This is a genomic window from Caulobacter sp. UC70_42, assembly GCF_044056025.1.
Taxonomy (GTDB): Bacteria; Pseudomonadota; Alphaproteobacteria; order Caulobacterales; family Caulobacteraceae; genus Caulobacter.
Genome location: NZ_CP171994.1, coordinates 3,224,780 through 3,246,859, shown reverse-complemented (window position 1 = coordinate 3,246,859; position 22,080 = coordinate 3,224,780). Strand labels below are relative to the sequence as shown.

At 69.0% G+C, this 22,080-nt stretch carries 15 protein-coding genes and 4 pseudogenes; 9 read left to right on the top strand and 10 right to left on the bottom strand.

Annotated elements, in window-relative coordinates:
- Positions 1-586: 586 nt before the first annotated feature.
- On the top strand, positions 587-2,224 hold the full coding sequence (locus ACHMW8_RS16120; RefSeq protein ID WP_395443096.1) for a pectate lyase: 1,638 nt from the start codon (positions 587-589) through the stop codon (positions 2,222-2,224).
- Here ACHMW8_RS16120 and ACHMW8_RS16115 read toward each other — a convergent pair.
- The 4 genes from ACHMW8_RS16115 to ACHMW8_RS16100 all read right to left on the bottom strand — a co-directional run bounded on the left by ACHMW8_RS16115 (position 2,221) and on the right by ACHMW8_RS16100 (position 7,007).
- Entirely contained in the window at positions 2,221-2,802 is a 582-nt protein-coding gene (locus ACHMW8_RS16115) for an SRPBCC family protein (RefSeq protein ID WP_395443095.1), read from the bottom strand. The two genes, ACHMW8_RS16120 and ACHMW8_RS16115, sit on opposite strands and share 4 nt — an antisense overlap.
- A 61-nt stretch (positions 2,803-2,863) precedes the next feature.
- Positions 2,864-3,127 carry a DNA-binding transcriptional regulator gene (locus ACHMW8_RS16110; protein ID WP_125156510.1) on the bottom strand — a complete coding sequence of 88 codons (264 nt, stop codon included), beginning with the start codon at positions 3,125-3,127 and terminating at the stop codon, positions 2,864-2,866.
- An 88-nt stretch (positions 3,128-3,215) separates the two neighbouring features.
- Positions 3,216-6,044, bottom strand: a complete 2,829-nt coding sequence (locus tag ACHMW8_RS16105) for an ATP-dependent DNA helicase (RefSeq protein WP_395443094.1) — start codon at positions 6,042-6,044, stop codon at positions 3,216-3,218.
- 60 nt (positions 6,045-6,104) lie between these two features.
- On the bottom strand, positions 6,105-7,007 hold the full coding sequence (locus tag ACHMW8_RS16100; RefSeq protein ID WP_395443093.1) for an SEL1-like repeat protein: 903 nt from the start codon (positions 7,005-7,007) through the stop codon (positions 6,105-6,107).
- 233 nt (positions 7,008-7,240) lie between these two features.
- Here ACHMW8_RS16100 and ACHMW8_RS16095 point away from each other — a divergent pair, with 233 nt between their 5' ends.
- Both ACHMW8_RS16095 and pdeM read left to right on the top strand, forming a co-directional pair.
- Positions 7,241-9,691 carry a ligase-associated DNA damage response DEXH box helicase gene (locus ACHMW8_RS16095; RefSeq protein ID WP_395443092.1) on the top strand — a complete coding sequence of 817 codons (2,451 nt, stop codon included), beginning with the start codon at positions 7,241-7,243 and terminating at the stop codon, positions 9,689-9,691.
- Positions 9,688-10,396: pseudogene (gene pdeM, locus ACHMW8_RS16090) on the top strand (ligase-associated DNA damage response endonuclease PdeM). Before ACHMW8_RS16095 ends, pdeM begins: the two are co-directional and overlap by 4 nt.
- A gap of 15 nt (positions 10,397-10,411) precedes the next feature.
- On the opposite strand, the gene ACHMW8_RS16085 reads toward pdeM, so the two are convergent.
- The 4 genes and pseudogenes from ACHMW8_RS16085 to ACHMW8_RS16070 all read right to left on the bottom strand — a co-directional run.
- The gene (locus ACHMW8_RS16085) at positions 10,412-10,873 is read right to left on the bottom strand and encodes a DUF3429 domain-containing protein (RefSeq protein ID WP_395443091.1); all 462 of its coding nucleotides are present in this window, start codon (positions 10,871-10,873) and stop codon (positions 10,412-10,414) included.
- 3 nt (positions 10,874-10,876) lie between these two features.
- Positions 10,877-11,665, bottom strand: coding sequence for a TIGR02186 family protein (locus ACHMW8_RS16080; RefSeq protein ID WP_395445992.1), 789 nt, complete (start codon positions 11,663-11,665; stop codon positions 10,877-10,879).
- The gene (locus tag ACHMW8_RS16075; protein WP_395445991.1) at positions 11,662-12,096 is read right to left on the bottom strand and encodes a sulfite exporter TauE/SafE family protein; all 435 of its coding nucleotides are present in this window, start codon (positions 12,094-12,096) and stop codon (positions 11,662-11,664) included. The genes ACHMW8_RS16080 and ACHMW8_RS16075 overlap by 4 nt, the downstream gene beginning before the upstream one ends.
- A gap of 121 nt (positions 12,097-12,217) precedes the next feature.
- Positions 12,218-12,475: pseudogene (locus ACHMW8_RS16070) on the bottom strand (TSUP family transporter); the annotation flags it as partial.
- On the opposite strand from ACHMW8_RS16070, the gene ACHMW8_RS16065 reads away from it, so the two are divergent.
- Positions 12,378-12,578 carry a hypothetical protein gene (locus ACHMW8_RS16065; RefSeq protein ID WP_395446075.1) on the top strand — a complete coding sequence of 67 codons (201 nt, stop codon included), beginning with the start codon at positions 12,378-12,380 and terminating at the stop codon, positions 12,576-12,578. The pseudogene ACHMW8_RS16070 and the gene ACHMW8_RS16065 overlap by 98 nt on opposite strands.
- 82 nt (positions 12,579-12,660) lie before the next feature.
- Here the strand turns inward: ACHMW8_RS16065 and ACHMW8_RS16060 are convergent.
- Positions 12,661-15,630, bottom strand: a pseudogene (locus tag ACHMW8_RS16060) (peptidoglycan-binding protein).
- A gap of 209 nt (positions 15,631-15,839) precedes the next feature.
- On the opposite strand from ACHMW8_RS16060, the gene ACHMW8_RS16055 reads away from it, so the two are divergent.
- The gene (locus ACHMW8_RS16055) at positions 15,840-16,055 is read left to right on the top strand and encodes a hypothetical protein (protein ID WP_395443090.1); all 216 of its coding nucleotides are present in this window, start codon (positions 15,840-15,842) and stop codon (positions 16,053-16,055) included.
- On the opposite strand, the pseudogene ACHMW8_RS16050 reads toward ACHMW8_RS16055, so the two are convergent.
- Positions 16,052-17,717 (bottom strand): annotated as a pseudogene (locus ACHMW8_RS16050) (phosphatidylglycerol lysyltransferase domain-containing protein). The gene ACHMW8_RS16055 and the pseudogene ACHMW8_RS16050 overlap by 4 nt on opposite strands.
- A 174-nt stretch (positions 17,718-17,891) precedes the next feature.
- Here ACHMW8_RS16050 and ACHMW8_RS16045 point away from each other — a divergent pair.
- The 4 genes from ACHMW8_RS16045 (at position 17,892) to ACHMW8_RS16030 (ending at position 21,670) form a co-directional block, all read left to right on the top strand.
- Positions 17,892-19,097: an acyl-CoA dehydrogenase family protein gene (locus tag ACHMW8_RS16045; RefSeq protein ID WP_395443089.1), complete on the top strand. Its 1,206-nt coding sequence runs from the start codon at positions 17,892-17,894 to the stop codon at positions 19,095-19,097.
- 21 nt (positions 19,098-19,118) lie between these two features.
- The gene (locus ACHMW8_RS16040) at positions 19,119-19,730 is read left to right on the top strand and encodes a 2-hydroxychromene-2-carboxylate isomerase (RefSeq protein WP_395443088.1); all 612 of its coding nucleotides are present in this window, start codon (positions 19,119-19,121) and stop codon (positions 19,728-19,730) included.
- On the top strand, positions 19,730-20,863 hold the full coding sequence (locus tag ACHMW8_RS16035; RefSeq protein WP_395443087.1) for an acyl-CoA dehydrogenase family protein: 1,134 nt from the start codon (positions 19,730-19,732) through the stop codon (positions 20,861-20,863). The genes ACHMW8_RS16040 and ACHMW8_RS16035 overlap by 1 nt, the downstream gene beginning before the upstream one ends.
- A 132-nt stretch (positions 20,864-20,995) precedes the next feature.
- The gene (locus ACHMW8_RS16030; RefSeq protein WP_125156496.1) at positions 20,996-21,670 is read left to right on the top strand and encodes an SH3 domain-containing protein; all 675 of its coding nucleotides are present in this window, start codon (positions 20,996-20,998) and stop codon (positions 21,668-21,670) included.
- The last annotated feature ends 410 nt before the right edge of the window (positions 21,671-22,080 follow it).

Below are 22,080 nucleotides of genomic sequence, written 5' to 3'. Positions count from 1 at the left end.
CCGCTGGACGCACACCGTTCATTAACCATCGTTTTGCGTGCGCCCAATTGTCACAGAATGTTAAATTCGCAAGCATGACGCGCGAATGAAAACACCCCCAGACCTGGAAGGTCCGGGGGTGTCGTCCTGTTCCCCAACAGGACGGCGTCGGCCGCGCTGACATCGAGCGCAGCGGCGTCGCCTCGTAAACTGGCGCCATTGCTTTCGCCGAACGCGGATCCTTAGGCAACGCGTCGACCTGTCGCAGGCCCCATTTCGGGGACGCTACGGGGCTTGAAATCCTTTGCACAAAAGGGGTTTGAGCCGGGCCGCGGCGCACTGACGCGGCCATCCCAGAATGAGAGAACTCGTCGCAAAAAGTGGGTAGCCAAAAGCTATGACACCGGTAGCATGTTAACTGAAACCGTTGCATCAGACGACGGAGCCATCATGGCCGGGAGAAACGCCAAAAGCCGTCTAGCGCGACAGTCGAAAATGGATGCCGATTTCGGCGCCTATCACGCTCCAGGCTTTGAGATGGAACCTGTCCAAACAGGCTCTAGCGGCTTTCCGATCGTCGACGGCTCCGCCTCATCCGGAGTCCCGCATGCCGCTCTCCCCCCTCTCCCGTCGCCGCCTGATGGCCACCACGGCCGCCGCCTTCGCCGCCGCGGGCCTGCCGCTGAAGGCCCTGGCCGCGCCGACCAAGGCGGACGCCTTGGGGACCATGAAGAAGGCGGCCAGGTTCATGGTCGAGAAGGCCGCCTACAAGGGCGGCTATGTCTGGTCCTACTCGGCCGACCTGTCGCGTCGCTGGGGCGAGATGGAAGCCTTTCCGACGATGATCTGGGTGCAGCCGCCCGGCACCGGCACGGTCGGTCACCTGTTCCTCGACGCCTATCACGCCACCCGGGACGAATATTACTACGACGCCGCCCGCAAGGCCGCCGACGCCCTGATCGCTATCCAGAACCCGGCCGGCGGCTGGAACTATATCGGCGACTTCGCCGGCGAGGCCTCGCTGAAGCGGTGGTACGACACGATCGGCAAGAACGGCTGGCGCCTCGAGGAATTCCAGCACTACTACGGCAACTGCACCTTCGACGACGAAGGCACTGCCGAGTGCTGCAAGTTCATGCTGCGCATGTACGTCGAAAAGAAGGATCCGAAGTACAAGGCCGCCTTCGAGAAGGCCCTCAAGTTCGTGCTGGAGAGCCAGTATCCCGTCGGCGGCTGGCCGCAGCGCTATCCGCTGAAGAACGAGTTCCACCACCACGGCAACCCGGACTACACCAGCTTCATCACTTTCAATGACGATGTGATCGGCGAGAACATCGAGTTCCTGATCATGGTCTACCAGGCCCTGGGCGATAAGAGCGTCCTGGAGCCGATCCGCCGCGCCATGGACTGCTACATCGCCTGCCAACAGCCACAGCCGCAACCGGCCTGGGGCCTGCAGCACACCATAGCCGACCTGAAGCCGGCCGGCGCCCGCACCTACGAGCCCAAGGCGTTCGCCACCCACGCCACGGCCAGCTGCCTGTCGCAGATGATGACCTTCTACCAGCTGACCGGCGACCCGAAGTACCTGACCCGGGTGCCCGAGGCCTTGGACTGGTTGGACTCCGTGCGCCTGCCCGACGACGTCATGCCCGGCAAGCCGCGCTATCCGACCTTCATCCAGATCGGCAACGGCCGACCGCTGTACGTGCATCGCACCGGCTCGAACGTGGTCAGCGGCCGTTACTTCACCGACGAGAACCCGCACAACACGGTCACCCACTACTCGTCGTTCCGGAACGTGGATGTGAAGGGCCTGCGCGCCCGCTACGAGACGCTGAAAGCCACGCCGCCGGAAGAGGCCAGCAAGCACTCGCCGCTGAAGGGCCAGCGTCCGCTGCCCAAATACTTCATGGTCAAGGACATCTCGGTCGAGGACCTGTCGGTCGGCGGCGACCTGTCCAGCTCCGCCCCCAAGGCCGTGTCGGCCGACGCCGACAAGGTCGCCAAGCTGACCGTGGAGCTCAACGCCGAAGGCTGGTGGCCCACGCCCCTGACCTCGACCAGCCATCCCTATGCCGGCGAGCCTCCGGCCGAGCCGACGCCGGGCGACTTCTCGGAGACCAAGGTCGGCGACAAGTACGATACCTCGCCCTATCCCGATCCGAACCCGAAGATCGGCGTCTCGACCGCCGCGTTCATCGCCAACATGGCCACGCTGATCAAATATATCGACGTCGCCTAACCCTGCTCGCAGGCGCGCCGGAGGTTCATCAGGACCTTCGGCGTATCCTTGCGCAGCGCCTCGCGCATCATGGCCTTGGGGACGGGCCAGTCGACCGCCAGGCGGTTGTCGTAGAACACCCGCGTGCCGCGCCCGCCGTCCAGCGGCTGCAGCCGCCACTCGCCCTGCTCGACCTTCAGATCCCCCTCCACGAGGTGGAAGCGGATCCGGCTGACCGGCTCGTAGTCCGAGCGGAACACGATCCGCATCCCCGGAAAGACGAAGGTGCGCCGCGTGACGTGCTCGCGGATGTCCCAGCCCCTGCGCTGGTCGCCCGAAATGATGCGGCAGCTGGCGAGGTTGGTGATCATCCGCCCCGCCGTGGCGCAGTCGGTCATGATCGCCCAGACCCTCTCGGGCGGCGCGGCGATGTCGACCACCGCCCGCACGCGGCCTGAAACGCCATCCGGATCAGGCGTCACCTCGGCATAGGCCTCCCCCTTGGCGAGGGCCGCCTGGGCCTTGACCGTCAGTTCGAAGGCGTGGGCGGACCCGCTCAAGGCCCAGACCATCCCCGCCATCACCATCCATCGCCGCATGTATCCGCTCCTTGCCTGGAGCAGCTACGTCGGCGGCGGGCTGATGGACGCTAAGGCCGCGCTAGAGATCCGAGCGTTCCAGCGCCTCGCGCACTACGTCGGGGGCGTGGTCTATGACGCGGAGGTAGGCGGTCAGGGCGGCGTCGGGGCGGACGTCGCCGTGCTCCAGGTCTTCCAGCAGCTTCCGGTCGATGTGGAAGCTGCGCGCGAAGTCGGCCTGGCTCAAGCCTGTGCGCCAACGGACCGCCTGAACCAGGGCGCGGGCGGACCGAGCCCGCGAGGGGGCGGCGGCTTCATCGATCGCGGGGTCGGCGGGTCTGATCATCGGTACGCTCCTACGGCCTATCCCCGAGGAGGGCTTCTAGGCTCCGTCGATTGCAGAAATTCGACGGCTTTGAGTCAGGGCGAAGTCTTCAGGCGCCTTGTTTGGCCAGAAAGGCGGCCGTGGCCTCGATCGCCTCGACCAGGCTGACCCTCTCCAGGGTCACGCCCTCGGGCAGGCTGGAGAACAGCCGGGTCGGCGCGGCGGCGTCCAGCATGACGAACACGCCCTTGTCGTCGGCGCGGCGAATCAGGCGGCCGAAGGCCTGGCTGATGCGGGCGCGGGCCACGGCGTCGTCATAGCCCTTGCCGCCGAAACGCAGGCGGCGGGCCTTGTGCAGCACGTCCGGACGCGGCCACGGCACCCGGTCGAAGACCAGCAGACGCAGGGAGCGCCCCGGCACGTCCACCCCGTCGCGGATGGCGTCGGTGCCGAGCAGGCAGGCGTCCTCCTCGGCCCGGAAAATGTCGACCAGCGCGCCCACCTCCAGCGGATCGACGTGCTGGGCGTAAAGGGCCAGCCCCTGGTCGGCCAGCGGGGCGGCGATGCGCTCGTGCACGGCCTTCAGCCGGCGGATGGCGGTGAACAGGCCAAGCCCGCCGCCGCCGGCGGCCAGGAACAGCTCGCGCATGGCGGCCGAGACCTGGCGCGGGTCTTCCTTGTTCACGTCGGTGACGACATAGGCCTTGGCGTTGTTCTCGTAGTCGAACGGCGACACCAGCCGCAGCACCTTGGGCGCGGTCGGCAGGCGGGCCGCGCCGGTCCGCATCTCCGCCAGCGCGAACGGATCTTCCAAAGCCGGGTCGACCAGGGTGGCGCTGGTCACCAGCACCCCGTGGGCCGGCGATAGCACCGCCGCGCGCAGCGGCTCGGTCGGGTCCACCCAGTGGCGGCGGCAGGCGGCGTCGACCACGCGACCGTACAGGAACGTGGCCTCGAACCAGTCGACGAAGTCCGGATCGGTCTCGCTGGGCTCGACGTCGTCGTCCTCGATCGCCTTCAGGATCGAGCGCCAGGCCGGCAGGGTCATGCGGGCGCGGCGGTCCAGACCGCGCAGCGCGCCTTCGATCCGGGCGCGTTCGGAGGGGCCCAGGTGCTCGGCGTCCTCGTCCAGCACGTCTTCCAAGGCGCGGGCCAGAGCCAGCAGCGGGGCCTCGATGGCGGCCAGGGCCTTGGCGGCCTCCGGCGCGCGCTCGCGGACCAGATCGGTGGCGGGTCGAGCGTCGCATTGCAGGCCCAGATCCGCGCCGCCGCCCCGCTCGCCGACGCGGGCCCGCAGTTGCTCGATCACCGCGACCAGGAAATTCTCGATCGGCCCGATCGGATTGATCTGGCCGTCCGGCGGCGCCACCCGACCCGACCAGCCCTCGCCCGGCAGGGCCGCCGCGGCGTGCAGGGCCTGAGTCATCGCCCCACGCGCGCCCTCGCGGTCGCCGAGGATGTCGAGCAGGCGCGCCTCGAGCCCCCGGCCGCGCCGACCGCGCCCCTCGGGCCCGCGGATCCAGCGGCGCAGCTCGGCGGCCTCGGCCCCGGACAGGGCGGCCGAGAACGCGCTGTCGGCGGCCTCGAACAGGTGGTGGCCCTCGTCGAAGACGATGCGCTTGAGGCTGGTGGTCTCGTTGTCGCCCTTCAGGCCCCGCGCCGTCCGCGCGCCGTCGAAGGCGGCCTGGGTCAGGACCAGGGCGTGGTTGGCGATGACGATGTCGGCGCGCTTGGACGCCCGCACGGCCTTCTCGATGAAGCAGATGCGATAGTGCTGGCAACCGGCGTGGATGCACTCGCCGCGCCGATCGACCAGGTTCGACGGGCTGGCCTGGGCCGAAGGCGGCACCGCCGACAGCGTCGGCAACCAGGCGGGGAAGTCGCCGCCGGTCATGTCGCCGTCGCGGGTCGCCCGCGCCCACCGTGTCGTCAGCGCCAGGCCGATCAGATCGCCATTGCCCAGCTGGGCGCCGTTGATCTGCTCCTGAAAGTTCAGCAGGCAGAGATAGTTCTCACGCCCCTTGCGAACGACGGCCTTCCTGGCCCGCTCCTTGGGGTCGGGATAGATCGAGCGGCTTTCGCGCTCGATCTGGCGCTGCAGGGCGCGGGTGTAGGTGCTGACCCAGACCGACGGTCCGTTGGCCTCGGCCCACAGCGAGGCGGGCGCCAGGTAGCCGAGCGTCTTGCCGACGCCGGTGCCGGCCTCGGCCAGCATCATGCGCGGCTCGCCCTCGCGCTCGCGGGGCTGGAAGGCGAAGGCCGCCTCCTTGGCGAAGGTGACCTGGGCCTCGCGCACCTCGTCCAGGCCGGAGCGTTTCAGCAGCTCGGCCAGGCGCTCGCCGGCGCGTTCAGGATCGATCGGCCGCGAGCCGGGCTCGCCGGGCGGGGCCTGGTCTTCCCACTCGGCAAGACGCGCCCAGACATCGAGGCCCGAGCCGCGAAACTGGTTGCCGGCCTGAACCGAGCGCAGCGCGCCGATCACGGCGGGGCCCCACGACCAGCCGGCCTTGGCCAGGGTCTCGGCGACGGCCAGGGCTTCCTCGCGCGACGGGACAGGCGCCAGGGCCAGATCGCGCAGCAGGGCGTCGGCGCTCTCGCGCAAACTCTGGGCCTGCTCTGCGGCGCCATGCGGTTCACGCAACCCCAGCGCCATGGCCAGACCCACGGCCGACGGGGCGCAGAAGGTCGCCGGCCGGACGAAGGCATAGAGCTCCAGCACGTCAAACAGGCGGGCATGGCGCGAGGGCGGCGACAGGTTCAGGCGGCGGGCGGTCATGGCCGCGTGGGCCACCAGCACCGGGCCATGCTCGAACAGGTCGCGGGCGTCCGGCGGGCGCAACATCCGCCCCTCGCCCGCCCCGTCGGCCACGCCCGCGCGCGGCCCGGGCAGCACGACGAGCGCGGGGGCGAGATCCAGAGTCGGCGGGAAAGCGGTCACCCGACTCCGTTAGCAGAAACCGCGACGAAACAGAATAAGAACAAGCGCTTCCCTAGCGCCTCAGACGACAGGCACCTCGTCATCGTCGTCGACGCCCTGCAGGCGGTTGATCGCCTTCTGGGCCTTCTGGCGCAGGTCGGCGTCCTTGCTCTCGGCCGCCTTGCGATACATCCGCAGCGCCAGGTCATCGTCGGCCTTGATGCCCTGCCCGCGCTCGCACATGACGCCGAGGTCGTACCAGGCCTCCAGATAGCCCCGATCGGCCGCCATCTGGAACCAGCGCATGGCCTCCGTGTAGTTGACGGGAACGCCCTCGCCGTTGTGGTGCGCGACGCCCAGGTTCGCCATGCCGGCCGCCAGATCGTTGGCCGCGGCGGCGCGGTAGAACTTCAGGGCCTCGGCGGGGTCGAGGCGCACGCCCGTCCCCTCCGAATGCAGCCGGCCCATCTCGTTCATGGCGTCGGGCGAGCCCATCTCGATCGCCTTGCGCAGCAGGGCCACGCCCTTGGGCGTGTCGACCGGCGCGCCATCGCCGTCCAGATAGGCCTCGCCGGCGCTATAATAGCCGCGCGCGGACCCGGCGGCGGCGGCCTTCAGGTACCAGGCCAGCGCCAGGCGCGGGTTCTCGGGCAGCCCCTCGCCGCCTTCGTAGGCGACGCCGAGATTGTACATCCCATTGGGATCGCCCAACCGGGCGGCCTGGGCGTAGAGCTTCATGGCGGCGCGGCGGTCGATCTTCACCCCGTCAGCGCCGTCGAAATAGATATTACCGAGCTCGACCATGGCGTCGGGATCGCCGCCGGCCACGCCCTTGCGCAGCCAGGCCAGGGCCTGGGTCACGTCGCGATCGACGCCTTCGCCGTCCAGGTAGAGCTTGGCCAGGTCGACATAGCGCGTGGCGTCGCCGTCCTGGGCGCTCCTCAGAAGTCGCGGCGAAGGCCGCCTTGGCTTCGGCGGCGCCATCGACCCGCGCGAAAGCCGCGCCGCCGCCCATCGATAAGGACGGCGACAACGCCAAGGCCAACATCGCGGGCAGCACTCTGGTGCGCATCAGGTCCCCACCGTCCCGGATCGTCGCATCGGCGGCCGGGGCGTCAAGGCAGACAACCGCGCGCTCGGCCCCGCGCAACCGGACTCGCCCGATACGGGTTCAAAAGACAGATGAAACAGAAGGGGAACATGCTATATCGCGGTCAATGCTCGCGGCTGACGCCCTTCCTCCCAGGTTTCGAGACTGGTTCGCCGCCCGCGGCTGGAGCCCGCGCGAGCATCAGCTGGCCATGCTGGAGAAGGCGCGCGAGGGACGCGGCGCCCTGCTGATCGCCCCGACCGGCGGCGGCAAGACCCTGGCCGGCTTCCTGCCCAGCCTGATCGAGCTGTCCGAGCGCCCGCCGCGTAACACGCCAGCGGGGGTGCATACCCTCTACATCTCGCCGCTGAAGGCCCTGACCGTCGATGTCGAGCGCAACCTCCTGACCCCCATCCGCGAGATGGGCCTGAAGATTGTGGCCGAGAGCCGCACGGGCGACACCGGCGAGGCCCGCAAGGCCCGCCAGAGGGTGAGACCGCCGGACATCCTGCTGACCACGCCCGAACAACTGGCCCTGTTCTGCGCCTGGGAAGGCGCGCGCGAATACTTCAGCGACCTGCGCTGCGTGATCATCGACGAGGCCCACGCGATCTGGCCGAGCAAGCGGGGCGACTTGCTGGCGCTGGGTCTCGCGCGCCTGCAGCAGTTCGCGCCGTCGATGCGACGGGTGGGGCTGTCGGCGACGGTGGATGATCCGGACCTGGTGAGGAGGTGGCTGGGCGACGGCGGCCGCGACAGTATCGACCTCGTCCTCGGCTCCGGCGGCGCCCAGCCTGTTGTCGAGGTGCTGGTCTCCGGCGGCCGCGTCCCCTGGGCCGGCCACACGGCCGAGCACGCCATGGCCGAGGTCTACGAGATCATCAAGTCGTCGAAGACGGCGCTGATCTTCGTCAACACCCGCTTCCAGGCCGAGTTCGCCTTCCAGCGCCTGTGGGAGCTGAACGAGGACGACCTGCCGATCGCCCTGCACCACGGCAGCCTGTCGGCCGAGCAACGGCGCAAGGTCGAGGCCGCCATGACGCGCGGCGCGCTGCGGGCCGTGGTTTGCACCTCGACCCTGGACATGGGCATCGACTGGGGCGACGTCGATCTCGTCATCCAGCTGGCCGCGCCCAAGGGGGCCTCGCGGATGGTGCAGCGGATCGGGCGCGCCAACCACCGCCTGGACGAACCCAGCCGCGCCCTGTTCGTGCCCGCCAGCCGCTTCGAGATGCTGGAGTGCCGCGCCGCCGCCGACGCCATCCTGGAGAACCATTTGGACGGCGACCCGCCGCGGGTCGGCGCGCTGGATGTCCTGGCTCAGCACGTCATGGGCTGCGCGTGCTCGGAGCCCTTCAAGCTGACCGAGCTCTATGACGAGGTTCGCTCGGCCGGTCCCTATGCCGAGCTCAGCTGGGAGGACTTCGAGACCGTCGTCGACTTCGTCTCGACGGGCGGCTACGCCCTGCGCACCTATGACAAGTTCCGCCGCATCGTGCAGAACGCCGACGGCCTGTGGACCGCGCGCAACGCCCAGGCCCGCCAGCAGCACCGGATGAATGTCGGCGCCATCGTCTCGCCGGGCATGATCAACATCCGCATCGGCGGCGGCAAAAGACCTATGGGCGGCCGCAAGATCGGCGAGGCCGAGGAAGGCTATTTCGAGCAGCTGACGCCGGGCGACACCTTCGTCTTCGCCGGGCAGGTCTGGCGCTACAACAGCCTGGTCGGCGCCGACGCCTTCGTCTCGCCCGCCCCCAACGACGATCCGAAGATGCCCAGCTGGGGCGGCTCGAAATTCCCGCTATCCACCTATCTGGCCAGCCGCGTGCGCCAGATGATGCACGACGAGCGCGAATGGGCCGCCCTGCCCGCCGACGTCCAGGAGTGGCTGAACTGGCAGAAGGTCCGCTCGGCCATTCCGGGCGATGGCGAGATGCTGCTGGAGACCTTCCAGCGCGGCAAGCGCTTCCACCTGGTCTGCTATCCGTTCGACGGCCGGCTGGCCCACACCACCCTGGCCATGCTGTTGACCCGGCGACTGGACCGCCTGGGCGTCGGGCCGCTGGGTTTCGTCTGCAACGACTACGCGCTGAACATCTGGTCGCTGCGGCCGATGGACGGTCTGGATCTCGACGAACTGTTCGCCCAGGACATGCTCGGCGACGACCTGGAGGCCTGGCTGGACGAGAGCTTCATGATGAAGCGGGCCTTCAAGCACTGCGCCCTGATCGCCGGGCTGATCGAGCGTCGCCACCCGGGCGCCGAGAAGTCAGGGCGACAGGTGACCTTTTCCACCGATCTGATCTACGACGTGCTGCGCAAACACCAACCCGATCATCTGATGCTCCGCTGCGCGCGCCATGACGCCGCCACCGGCATGCTCGACATCGCCCGCCTGGGCGACATGCTGACCCGCGTGCAGGGCCATATCCGCCACGTCCAGCTGGATCGTGTCTCGCCCTTCGCCGTTCCGATCATGCTGGAGATCGGCCGCGAGCGTGCGCCGGGCGACGCCGCGGGCGAGATGATCCTGGCCGAGGCCGAGGAAGACCTGATCGCCGAGGCCATGTCGTGACGCGTTTCGAACCCTCGCTCTGCGGCGGCCTGCGGATCGCCCTGGCCAATGTCGAGGTCATGCTGCGCTGGTCCGGCGCCCTGTGGCTGGAACGCGAGAACACGCTCGTCGTCGCCGACCTGCACTTCGAGAAGGGCAGCAGCTATGCCGCGCGCTTCGGCCAGATGCTGCCGCCCTACGACACCCGCGAGACCTTGGACCGCTTGGACCGCGAGATCGCCCTGCTCTCGCCCGGGACGCTGATCTTTCTCGGCGACAGCTTCCATGACGGCGGCGGCGAGTTCCCGGCTGGCGGCGGACGACTATCGACGGCTGGAAGGCCTGGCGGTCGGCCGGGAGCTGGTGTGGGCGGTCGGCAACCACGACGCCGACGGCCCCAAGGTCCTGCCGGGCGAGATCATCGACGAGGCGGCTGTCGCGGGCCTGACCCTGCGCCACGAGCCGGTCCCGGGCGTCCAGCTAGGCGAGGTCGCTGGCCACTTGCATCCGGCGGCCAAGATCACCAGCGGCCGCGCCACGACGCGCCGCCGCTGCTTCGTCACCGACGGGCAGAGGCTGGTGCTCCCGGCGTTCGGTGCCTTCACCGGCGGGCTGAACATTCTGGACGAGGCGTTCTCGAACCTGTTCGCCGGTCCGCTGCTGGCCGGCGCGCTGGGCCCCAAGCGGGTCCACGCGGTGGGCCGGAAGTCGCTGCGGCCGGACTGAGCGGCCGAGGACTGGTCACATATGCAGCGCCTGCTCCAGCGCGAAGGCCAGGGAGATGGCCGCGCCGGCGGTCAACAGGGTGCGCATCCGCGGACGCCAGGTTGGGCCGTCGTGGTCGGTGACGTCCCAAACCCATTGCAGCAGGAAGACCAGCAGGAAGCCCGACAGCTGCCAGGCCGGATCGAACTTCAGCTCGCCCAGCAAAAGGCCAAAGCCCGCGAGGGGAAACAGCAGCGAAATGCCCAGCACCGACCAGCGCGGACTGGGGTTCTCGATCTCCAGCCCCGTCCGCACGCCGCCGAAGTACGAGACCATGGCGGCCGAATAGGACAGCAGCGCGATCAGCGACGACCTCTGGATGCTGCCGGGGCCATAGCAGAACAGCACCGACGAAACGAAGAAGGGAATGAGGGTCGATAGACCAAAGACCCATACCGCCGGCGGAACCGGCGTCCGCTCGCCCGCGGACTCGTTCATGACTCAACTCCTTCGGAAGGCGACCGAAGCCGCCCACCCTGCCCCGAGCGCGACTATTACCGACACGAGCCCATAGGTCCACGGACGATCTTTGGCGAACACATAGAGCGCCCGCTCGGCGCCGGCCTTCTCGACCACCAGGGCGCGGTCGCGGATCGACACCGGCTTGCCGTCCTGGAACAGCACGATACGGGCCGTGTACTGGCCGATCGGGGCCTCGGCTGGCAAGTCCAGCTGGGCGCGGAACAGACCCTTGTCGACGAACCGGACGCCTCGCGGGTCGGCGGCGTAGAGGCCGGCCTTCTCCTTTAGGCGCACCACGGCGCGCCGCCAGTCGAGATAGTCCGCGCCCAGGCGGCTGACCACCACGTCGCGAACGCCATAAGTGGTCTCGACCCGCTGCTCCAGCGGCGCGGCGATGGCCAGGTGCTCCAGCCCCGCCCCCAGATGGCGCAGCGGCGCGAAGCCGGCGATCTCCTGAAGCTCGCGGGTGGAGGCCACGCGGTAGAATCCCGGCGCGCCGCGGAACACCACGGGACGGCTGTTCAGCCACAGGCCCGCCACCTGGGTCTTGCGGGCGATGCGCAGCGGCTGATCGGGACCGCGGACGATGACGACGATGTCGCTGGGCCGGTCCTTGGGATCGAAGACCGCGCCGTAGAGCACGATCCGAGCGCCCCGGAAGCCAGAGCTGACGCGAATCTCGGTGTCGGTCAGGGCGGCGGAAACCGCCGGCGCGGGCGGCGCCTGAACGAGGGGAGGCGCCGGCGGCGCTTCGACGAGCGGGATCATCGCGTCGCCCCGGTCATCAGGACGAAGGCTTCCTCGGGCTTGATGAACAGGTCCGCGCCCATGCGCAGGCCGACCAGCAGCACCAGTAGGGCCAGGAGCGCCCGCAACTCCTCGGCGCGGAAACGCCCCGAGGCCCGGGCGCCCAGTTGCGCCCCGATCACCCCTCCGATCAGCAGCAGAGTGGCCAGCACGATGTCGACCGTCTGGTTGCGGCCGGCCTGCAACACGCTGGTCAGCGAGGTGGTGATGACGATCTGGAACAGGCTGGTGCCCACCACCACCGGCGCGGGCATGCGCAGCAGATAGATCATGGCCGGCACCAGGATGAAGCCGCCGCCGACGCCCATCACCGCCGATAGAATGCCGACGAACACGCCCAGCAGAATCGGCGGGATGACGCTGATATAGAGCCGCGAGCGCGGGAAACGCACCTTGAACGGTAGGGCGTAGAGCAGCGCGGGCCGCCGGTCGCGGCGCGGTTTGGGCGGCTGACCGCTCCGGCGGCGCAGGATCGTCCCCCACCGACTCCGTCAGCATCAGCCCGCCGATGACGCCCAGGAACAGCAGGTAGGACAGCGACACGGCGAAGTCCGCCTGGCCGATCAGGCGCAGCCAGCGGAACACCTCGACCCCGATGAACGAGCCGATCGCCCCGCCACAGGCCAGCACCCCGCCCATCCGGAAGTCGACGGACCGCTTCCTGCTATAGGCGATGACGCTGGAGACCGACGAGGCGGCGACGTGGTTGGCCTCGCTGGCCACGGCCACGACCGGGGGGATGCCCATGAACACCAGTACCGGCGTCATCAGGAAGCCGCCACCGATGCCGAACATGCCTGAGATGAAGCCCACGAGCCCGCCCAGCACCACCAGCAGCAGCGCGTTCACCGACACCTCGGCGATGGGCAGGTAGAAGTGCAAGGCGCGCGCGACCCTCTCGACGTCAGAGAGATCCCTGATTGCCGGGTGGGCGCGGTTGCGTCAACGCACAGTGGTCAGCGGGCGTAAACCGACAGACGGTTCAGGGTCTCGCCGTCCATCGCACCCGACGCCGGCAGGCCCTGGTCGCGCTGGTAGGCGGCGATGGCCATGCGCAGGGCCGGCGATGCGACGCCGTCGCGCGGACCTTGATAGTAGCCGAGTTGCGACAGCACTTTCTGGGCCATGCCGAGGTTGGCGTTAGCGGCCGGAGCCGATGCGGTCAGGCTGGCCGTCTGGGTCTGGGTTTGCGGACGGAAGGCCAAGGCCGAGCGGTCGGCGGTCTGCTGGGCCTCGGCCGTCAGTTGAGCGCGCAAGGCGTTGGCGCGGCTGCGGGCGGTGGCGTCGCCCGAACGGCCGGCGATCACGTACCACTTGTAGGCCTCGGCCGGGTTCTGGCTGACGCCAAGGCCGCTTTCATAGAGCTGGGCCAGGTTGAACTGGCTGTCGACCAGACCGGTGTCGGCGGCCTTGCGGAACCAGGTCGCCGCCGTGGTCGAGTTGCGCGGACCGCCCTCGCCCTTGAAATAGTAGAGGGCGAGATTGTGCATGGCGCGGGGGTCGCCGCCGGCGGCCGCGCGTTCGCTCCAGCGGCGGGCTTCCGGCATGTCCTGCTTCACGCCGCCCTTGCCGCCCTCATACATCTTCGAAAGATAGAACTGGGCGGCGGGATAGCCGCCGTTGGCGGCCTTGCGCAGCGTCTCGAGGCCCGAGCGGTCGCCGGTCTCGATCTTGCGGACCCCGTCCTCGAACAGGGCCTTGGCGTTGTCGGTGGCGACCGGCGCGGCGGGGGCGTCGGCCTGGACGGGCGCAGCGCCCGCGGTCAGGGCCACGGCGGCGCGCGGCTGGCCCGGCGTGGTGTCGGCTTCCGGGCGAGTGACCTCGACGTCCGACTTGCGGCCGGCGATGGCGTCGGCGACGCGCGTCGGGGTCGCCCCGCTGCCGTCGGCGCTCAGCAGCATGAATCCGCCGACCATGGCGCCCAGGGCGCCGGCGCCGCCAAACACCATCACGGCGGTGGCGACGGTCGCGCCCAGGCGGTTCTTGGACTTTTTGGCGAAGCCGAAGCCGCTGAACAGCGGCGTTCCGGTCTTTTCCCCCTTCGCGGCCTTGGGGGTCTTGGCCTTCTTTTCCGGCTTGGCCTTGCCCACGACCTTAGCGTCGGCGGCCGCGGCGGCGCGCGCGCGGCGGCGCGGGCCTGCTCGATGATGTCGCGGGTGGACATCGGCCGGGCGGGCTGGGCCGGCGCGAAGTCGGAGACCTCGGGCTCGACCTCCTCGTAGCGCGGCGCTTCCGGCTCGAAGCCGTCTGCCAGGGCGTAGTCGTCATGCGCGAAGGCGCGCTCTTCCGGTTCGGCGGCCGGGAACTCGGCGATCTCGAAGCTGGGCTCGCGCGACGGGGCGACCGGCGCTTCGAACACGTCCTGATCGTCGTCGAACGAAGACGACTGGCTGAACGAGGCGGACCGCCCGAAATAGGGATCGTCGAACGGCGAGACCGCCGGGGCCGGCGCGACACGGGCCGGCGCGGGAGCGGGCGCGGGAGCGGGCGCGACCGGCGGCGCCGCGGCTTCCAGCTTGCGCTGGGCGTCGTGCAGGCGAGTGTCGATCTTTTCGCGCGCCTCTTCCAGCATGCGGAGCGTACGTTCCTCGCTCTGGCGGATGCGGTCGACCAGCTCCTGGCTGGAGCGTTCGTGGCGTTGGTTCAGGCGCTCGGTGACGCGGGCGACCTGCTCGCCGACATCGTCGATGGCCAGGGCGTTGCGGCGCTCGGCGCTGCCGATACGCTCGGCCAGCTTCTCGGTGATGCGGGCGATTTCCGCGCCCAGCTTTTCCAGGGCTTGCGCCTGGACGCTGTCGGCGCGGTTCAGCTTGTGCTCGACGCTGGCGGCGATGCGCGCCACCTCGCCGCCGACCTGCTCGATGGCCGTGGCGTTGCGCTGCTCGGCCGCCTGGACGCGGCGATTGAAGGCGTCGGCGACGCCGACCACTTCGCGGCCCATGCGCTCGATGGCCTGGGCCGAGCGCTGCTCGGCGGCCTGAACGTGGGCGGCCATCTCGCCCAGCTTGCGCTCCATGCGGTCGAAGCGACCGTCGGCGGATTCCTTCAGCTTGGCGGCCATCTCCAGGCGCGCGGCTTCCATCTTCTGGGTCAGGCTGACGGCCAGGCTGTTCGAGGCGCTCCTGCACGCCCGCGGCCGGATTGGCGCCCTCGACCGCGCCCAGACGCTGGTCCAGCGCCGAGAACGACGAGCTCATGTCGCGCAGGGCCTCGCTGGTGCGGGTCTCGGCGGCTTCCAAGCGTTCGCTGAGGCGCGCCACGACGGCGTCGACCAAGGCGGTGGGATCCTGCGGCGCCGACGTCGCGTTGACGCGGGCTTCCAATGCGGCGATCGCCTCGCGGGTGCGGGCCTCGCCGTCATAGAGGTGGCTGGCGACCTTGCCCAGGGCGCCTTCGAGCGCACGAAGCGCCTCGGCCGAGCGCGGCCCGGCCGCCTCGGCTTCCATGCGGCGCGTGCGCTCGGCGGCGCGCGCCTGCTCGGTCTTCAGTTCGTTCACGGCCCCCTCGAAACGGGCGGCGACGGCGATCTGTTCACGCTCCGACTGTCCCAGGCGCGCGAGCGCGTCACGGACGGAATGGTCGATGCCGGAGATGGCGGCGGCGTTGCGGCCCTCGGCGGCCTCGATGCGCTGGGTCAGCCGGTCGAGGGCCAGGGCCACGCGGCCGACCTCGTCGGCCGGATGCTCGGCGATCTCGATACGCGGGGGCGCGTCTTCCTTGACGATTTCCAGATAGGCGCGGCTACGCGCCTCTTCCCGATCCGCGGGCTTGTCCGAGAACTGATCCGCCGCCTGACCATCACCCTCGATGATCATGCGATTGAGCCATTCCCCCAGGGTCATGCCGGAGCGACGCGCGAGGTCCTTGGCGACCTCCCGTGCCTTGGGGTCGATCCCCTTAACGCTCCATGGCGACGCCGCAGTCATTGCGAATCGATCTCCTCGCATCTGAGGAAAACGCTAGTCACCGATTCCTGGGGTGTAAACGCGACCAAAACGCCAGATGTAGTGGCTGCACGATTCACTGTGGAGGAATCGGGACAGAGTCCCAAGGTTCTGTAGCGTGGTTAAAACGCAAGAGGGTTAACGCGGGTTAACCATTTGCCAGGCGGATTGTCGCAGGCCTAGAAGCGGCCATGGACCTGACCCTAACCATTTCCGCCGCGGTTGCGTTCCTTGCATTTGCACTCGTCTTCGGGTGGCTCGGCGCGCGCCCCATCAACGTCCTAAAGGGTCCGCGGATGGTTCCGTGGCGCCCGCTGATGATGGCCTGCGTGGTCGGCCTGATGCTGATGCTGGTGCATCTGGCGAACCTCCTGGGCGTGCAGACCGGCAACCAGCAGCGCTACTAGGTCGCAGGCGCCGCTGGGGCTTTCTTGGGCCGCTTGGTCAGGCCGGACATGCCGCCAGAGGACAACAGACCGATGTCGGCGAGCAGGAAAGGGATCGCCCATTTGTGGGGCGCGGCAATGTAGCGCGGCTGCCAGACGGGATCGTACTTGTCCTTGTACCGCCGCACGCCCTGGAAATTGTAGATCTCCTCGCCGCGCTCGTAGAGCAGCCGGCCGACGCGCGACATGATCGGCGCCAACGGCCGATCCTCGAGTCCCGCCAGCGGGGCCATGCCGAACTCGAACGCTTGGTAGCCCTCGTCCTTGCCCCACTGCAGCAGCTCGACGAACAGATAGTCCATAACGTTCTTGGGCGCCTCGTCGGAGTAGCGCATCAGGTCCATCGAGAACGAGGTCTTGCACGCCGTCAGCCACAGGGTGGCGAAGGCGACGATCTTGCCCTCCTCGCCGCGCACCACCGCGACCGGGAACTCGGCCACGTAGCGCGGATCGAAGCCGCCCATCGAGAAGCTCTTCTCGCCGCCGGCGTGGTGGCTGAGCCACGCGTCGGAGATCGCCTTCAGCTCGTCCATGATCGCCGCGGCGGCGCCGACCGGCAGGATCTCGAAGGCCGCCCCGCCCTCCCCGGCCTTGCGCCAGTTGCGGCGCAGGACCTCGCGGCGGCGGCCAGCCAGGCTGAAGGCCTCCAGCGGCACCGCGGCGCTCTCGCCGGTCTTCTGGATAGCCAGGCCGAGGTCCACGGAGTCCGGCAGGTCGTCGGGGCCCAGGCCATAGAAGCCGGCTCGCGCGGCGTGGGCGTCGGCCAGTTCGCGGAAGCGCCAGAAGAGCTCCATGCGCTCCTCTTCCTTGCCGACCGGCGCGCCCAGGGCGATCCACGACCGCCCTCGCACGCCGAACATCAGGAAGCTCTCGCCCGAGGCCGAGAACAGAAAGCGCTTGTCGCCCAGCAAGGCCAGGTTGGCGCTCGGCTCGGCGTCCTCGGCCTTGGCCAGGATGGCGCGGACGCGGTCGAAGTCCGGATCGGTGTCGTCGACCACGGCGGGCGTGGCGGCGGTGGCGACCAGCCGCCAGACGCCGACGGCCAGCAGCGCGATGGCCGCGGCGATCGAGGATCGGATGGCGCGCGCCGCCTCGTCATGGTCCTGCAGCACCCGGATCCAGGACTTGTCGGCGAACTCGGTGTGGTGGAACGACCACCAGCCCAGAAGGCTGGCCCCGACGATGGCGGCGGCCGCCGACAGCAGCCAGCCGGGCGTGATCTCCATCTTGGTCAGGGCCGCCTTGCGCGGAAAAGCGTCGTGGAACGGCAGGATGAGCAGGAAGCACACCGACAGCATGGCGGTCTCTTCCCAGTTCAGACCCTTGAAGATCGCCAGGACCGCCGAGGCGGCCAGCACGGCCAGCGCCGCCCACCAGGCGGCCCCCAGCCGCGCTCGCAGGCCGAACGCCAGCAGCAACAGGACCAGGCCCAGGATGGAAGAGAAGAAGTGACTGATCTCGATCAGCAGATCCGGCGCGAAGGCCAGCAGCAGCAGGAACCGGGTCGGCTCCGACGGCGTGGCCCCTGAAGCCAGCAGCATAACGCCAGCCGACGCGGTGGAGAATCGCCGCCAGGGTCGGGGCGATCGCCAGGGCCGCGGGCCTGAAAACTGTCGAGGACATCCAGATCCCGAAGTGACGAATCCCCTGCGGGATCCAACAGCGAGCCTCTCTATACCGCGCAAACCGTGACACGGTCGCCAGCCAAGACGCGAACGATCGTTTGAATCGACTTGCCGCCGTCGCCGGGCGGCGTAGTGTGTCGGCCAATAACCGTCCGCTTAGGGAGATGAGACGATGGCCGATTTCGGGGGAACCGAGCTCGACGCCTTCCGCGCCGAGACCCGCGCCTGGCTCGAGGCCAACTATCCGCCGTCCCTGAACGCGCCGATGAGCGAGGACGAAGCCCCGTGGGGCGGCCGCAAGATGGTCTGGAAGAACCCCGACGCCAAACTGTGGCTGGACCGCATGGCCGAGCGCGGCTGGACCGCGCCGATGTGGCCCAAGGAGTACGGCGGCGGCGGTCTCTCCAAGGCCCAGAACAAGGTGCTTGAGCAGGAGCTGCGACGCCTGAAGGCCCGCCCGGCCCTGATGAGCTTCGGCATCTGGATGCTCGGCCCGGTCCTGCTGGAATACGCCACCGAGGAGCAGAAGCAGCGTTTCCTGCCGCAGATCGTGCGCGGCGAGATCCGCTGGTGCCAGGGCTACAGCGAACCCGGCGCCGGCTCCGACCTCGCCTCCCTGCAGACCAAGTGCGAGGACAAGGGCGATCACTACCTGATCAACGGCCAGAAGGTCTGGACCAGCTATGCTGACCAGGCCGACTGGATCTTCTGCCTGGTGCGCACCGACACCAGCAAGAAGCACGAGGGCATCTCCTTCGTGCTGTTCGACATGACCTCCCCGGGTGTCGAGGCCCGACCGATCAAGCTGATCAGCGGCTCATCGCCCTTCTGCGAGACCTTCTTCGACAATGTGGAGGTTCCGAAGGCACAGCTGGTCGGCAAGCTGAATGGCGGCTGGGACATCGCCAAACGCCTGCTCCAGTACGAGCGCCAGAACATCAGCGCCTCGGGCTTCGGCGGCGGCGGCGGGCTCTCGCCCGTCGAAGCGGCCAAGAAGGAGATCGGCGTCGACAGCGAAGGCCGGATCGCCGACGGCGACTTCCGCGCGCGTCTGGCCGCCCATTCGATGGACGCCCACGCCTTCATGCTGACCGTGCGCCGCGCCGAGGCCGAGTCCAAGCAGGGCTCGGGCCCCAGCGCCGCCGTCTCGATCATCAAGTACGCCGCCGCCAAGATGAACCAGGAGCGCACCGAGCTGCTGGTTGAGGCGCTGGGCTTGCAGGGTCTCGGCTGGGAGGGCGAAGGCTTCGCGTCGGAAGAACTGGCCGCCCCGCGCGCCATGCTCCGCGCCAAGGGCAACTCGATCGAGGGCGGCACCAGCGAGGTGAACCTCAACGTCGTCGCCAAGCGGGTTCTTGGCCTGCTGGACCACCAGTAGGGCCATGATCGAGTTCTGGCCATGTTAGAGTTCTGGTACGAGTTCGCCTCGACCTACTCCTATCCGGCGGCCATGCGCATTGAGCGGCTGGCCGGCGACAAGGGGGTGGCCGTGGCCTGGCGGCCGTTCATCGTCGGCCCGCTGTTCCATGAGCAGCAGGGGCTGAAAGACAGTCCTTTCAACGTCTTCCCGGTGAAAGGCGAGTACATGTGGCGTGACCTGGAGCGGGTCTGCGACCAGCAGGGTCTGCCCCTCAATCACCCCAGCCAGTTTCCGCGCAACAGCCTGCTGGCCGCCCGCGTGGCCCTAGTCGGGCTGGAGGACGGCTGGACGCCTCAGTTCAGCCGCGCCGTCTACCAGGCCAACTTCGTCGACGACCTGGATATCTCCAGTCCCGAGGTTCTCGCCCCGCTGATCGCCGAGATCGGCGCGGGTCCCGAGCACGTCCTGGCCGCCGCTCAGTCCGATCCGATCAAGGCCCTGCTCAAGGACCATGTCCGCATGGCCAAGGAGCGTGGCCTGTTCGGCGCGCCCAGTTTCCTCACCGCCGACGGCGAGCTCTTCTGGGGCAACGACCGTCTGGAACAGGCCCTCGACTGGGCCGTCCGTCATCAATCCAGGGAGCACGCCTGATGGCCGTCCTGACCGAAGAACAGACCATGCTGCGCGACGCCGCCAAGGGCTGGGCCAGCGAAAGCGCGCCCGTCGGCGCCCTGCGCAAGCTGCGCGATGGCAAGTCCAAGCAGAGCTTCGATCCCAACGCCTGGGCCGAGATGGGCCAGATGGGCTGGGCCGGGGTGATCGTGCCGGAGGACTATGACGGCTCGGCCTTCGGCTATCTGGGCCTGGGCCTTATCCTGGAGGAGACCGGACGCACCCTGGCCGCCTCTCCTCTGCTCTCCACCGCCCTGATCGGGGCCTCGGCCCTGCGGTTGGGCGGTTCGGACGCCCAGAAGTCGGCCTGGCTGCCCAAGATCGCCACCGGCGAGGCCGTCGCCACCCTCGCCGTCGACGAGGGCTCGCACCACAATCCGGCCCGCACGGCCCTGACCGCGACCAAGAGCGCCTCCGGCTTCGTGCTGAACGGGACCAAGACCTTCGTGTTGGACGGCGAGGCCGCCGACCTGCTGATCGTCGTCGCTCGCACCGGCGGCGCGGTGGGCTCGACCGAAGGCCTGACCCTGTTCCTGGTCGCTGGCGACGCGCCCGGCGTCGTCCGCACGCACCTTTCCCTGATCGACTCGCGCGGCGCGGCCCGGATCGCCTTCGACGGCGTCGAGGTCGGCGCCGACGCGGTGCTGGGCGAGGTCGACAAGGGCTGGGCCGTGCTGGAGCCGGTCCTGGATCGCGCCTATGCCGGCCTGGCGGCCGAGATGCTGGGCAGCGCCTCGGCGGCTTTCGACATCACCCTGGACTACATCAAGACCCGCACCCAGTTCGGCCAGGTCATCGGCACGTTCCAGGCCTTGCAACACCGCGCCGCCAAGTGGTTCACCGATATCGAGACCACGCGCTCGTGCGTCGAGGCCGCCTTGGAAGCCTTTGATGCTGGCAGCGACACTCGGGCGCTGGCCTCCCTCGCCAAGGCCAAGGCCAGCGAGCTCGTCCATCTGGCCAGCAACGAGATGGTCCAGATGCACGGCGGCATCGGCATGACGGACGCCCACGATGCCGGCCTCTACATGAAGCGCGCCCGCGTCACCGAGGCCCTGTTCGGCGGCGCCAGCTTCCACCGCGACCGCTATGCACGCCTGATGGGTTTCTAGGATCGGACGCCTACCCCCAGCCCTGGGGATAGGCCCCGCCCGCGCGCTGCCGATACCGTCGTTCTCGAACTGACGGACCGGGGTCTCGCGGGGAGCGGGTTTCATAGACGGCTTCCGTCCAGGGGAGCCATCATGACCAAGACCATCACCACTGCTTTCGTCCAATTTGGCGCCGTGCTGGGCCTCGCCCTCGCCGCCACCAGCGCCCAGGCCCAGTTGCAACTCAGCTATCCGGCTGACGCGACCATGACCTGCGACCAGATCAGCGCCGAGATGGTTCGCATGGACCAGATGATGGGCGTCTCCAACAACGCCATCGCCAGCGCCGAGGCCGGCGCGCGCGGGGCCGAGACGGCCGCCAGCCTGGGCGTCAACGCGGCGCTCTATAGCGGAGCCCTGGGCCGCGTACCGGGCCTGGGCATGTTCGCCAACGCCGCCGCGGCCCAGGCCAAGGCCGCCGCCGCGGCCAAGGCCCAGCGCGAAGCCCAGAATATCCAGCTCGCCCAGCAGCGCCGGGCGGTCATGGGCGGCCTCTATCAGGGCAAGTGCGGCGCGGCCGCCGTGACGCAAGTTTCGTCCGCCATGACCACCGCCGCACCGACCGCGTCCGCGGCGCCGAACCTGCTGGCCACGACCCAGGAAATCTCCTTGCGCGGCGCCGCCTCGCCGACCGGCGCGATCGTCGGCAAGGTCAAGGCCGGCGGCGTGGTCTATCCGACCGGCCAGCGCAACGGCGTCTGGATGGAAGTCGACGACGAGAACGGCGCCCGGGGCTGGATGTCCTCGGCCTTCGCCAAGCCGAAGTAGTTCTGAACGGCGGAGGCGCTCGGCGGTGCGCCTCCAACAAGGCCGATGGCGTACGAACCTTCGCCTTCTGGGTAGCTGACGAGGGCTCGCACGCGTGGGACCAGATCGCTCGAACCCCTCCCGTCCCCGGGTCAGGTTCGGCGGCCTGGGGCGCGGGAACCGCCGCCCGCGCCAACGGCTCTTCCTTGCGATTCCCCGATCGCGAGGAAGGCCGACCATGCCCACACCGGTCAGGGTCAGGGCGGGACCTGGCCAGGGGCGACGTCGCCAGCGACCGTCGGAGCGCGAGCCAACAGCACGCCGCCGTCCCATTCCTTGTTCCGAACCGTCTTCAAGCCGCCCTCTCGAGGCGGCTTTTTCTTTGCCCGCTTCAGATCAGTTCAAGTCGCCACGCACCTAGATTGAGTAGT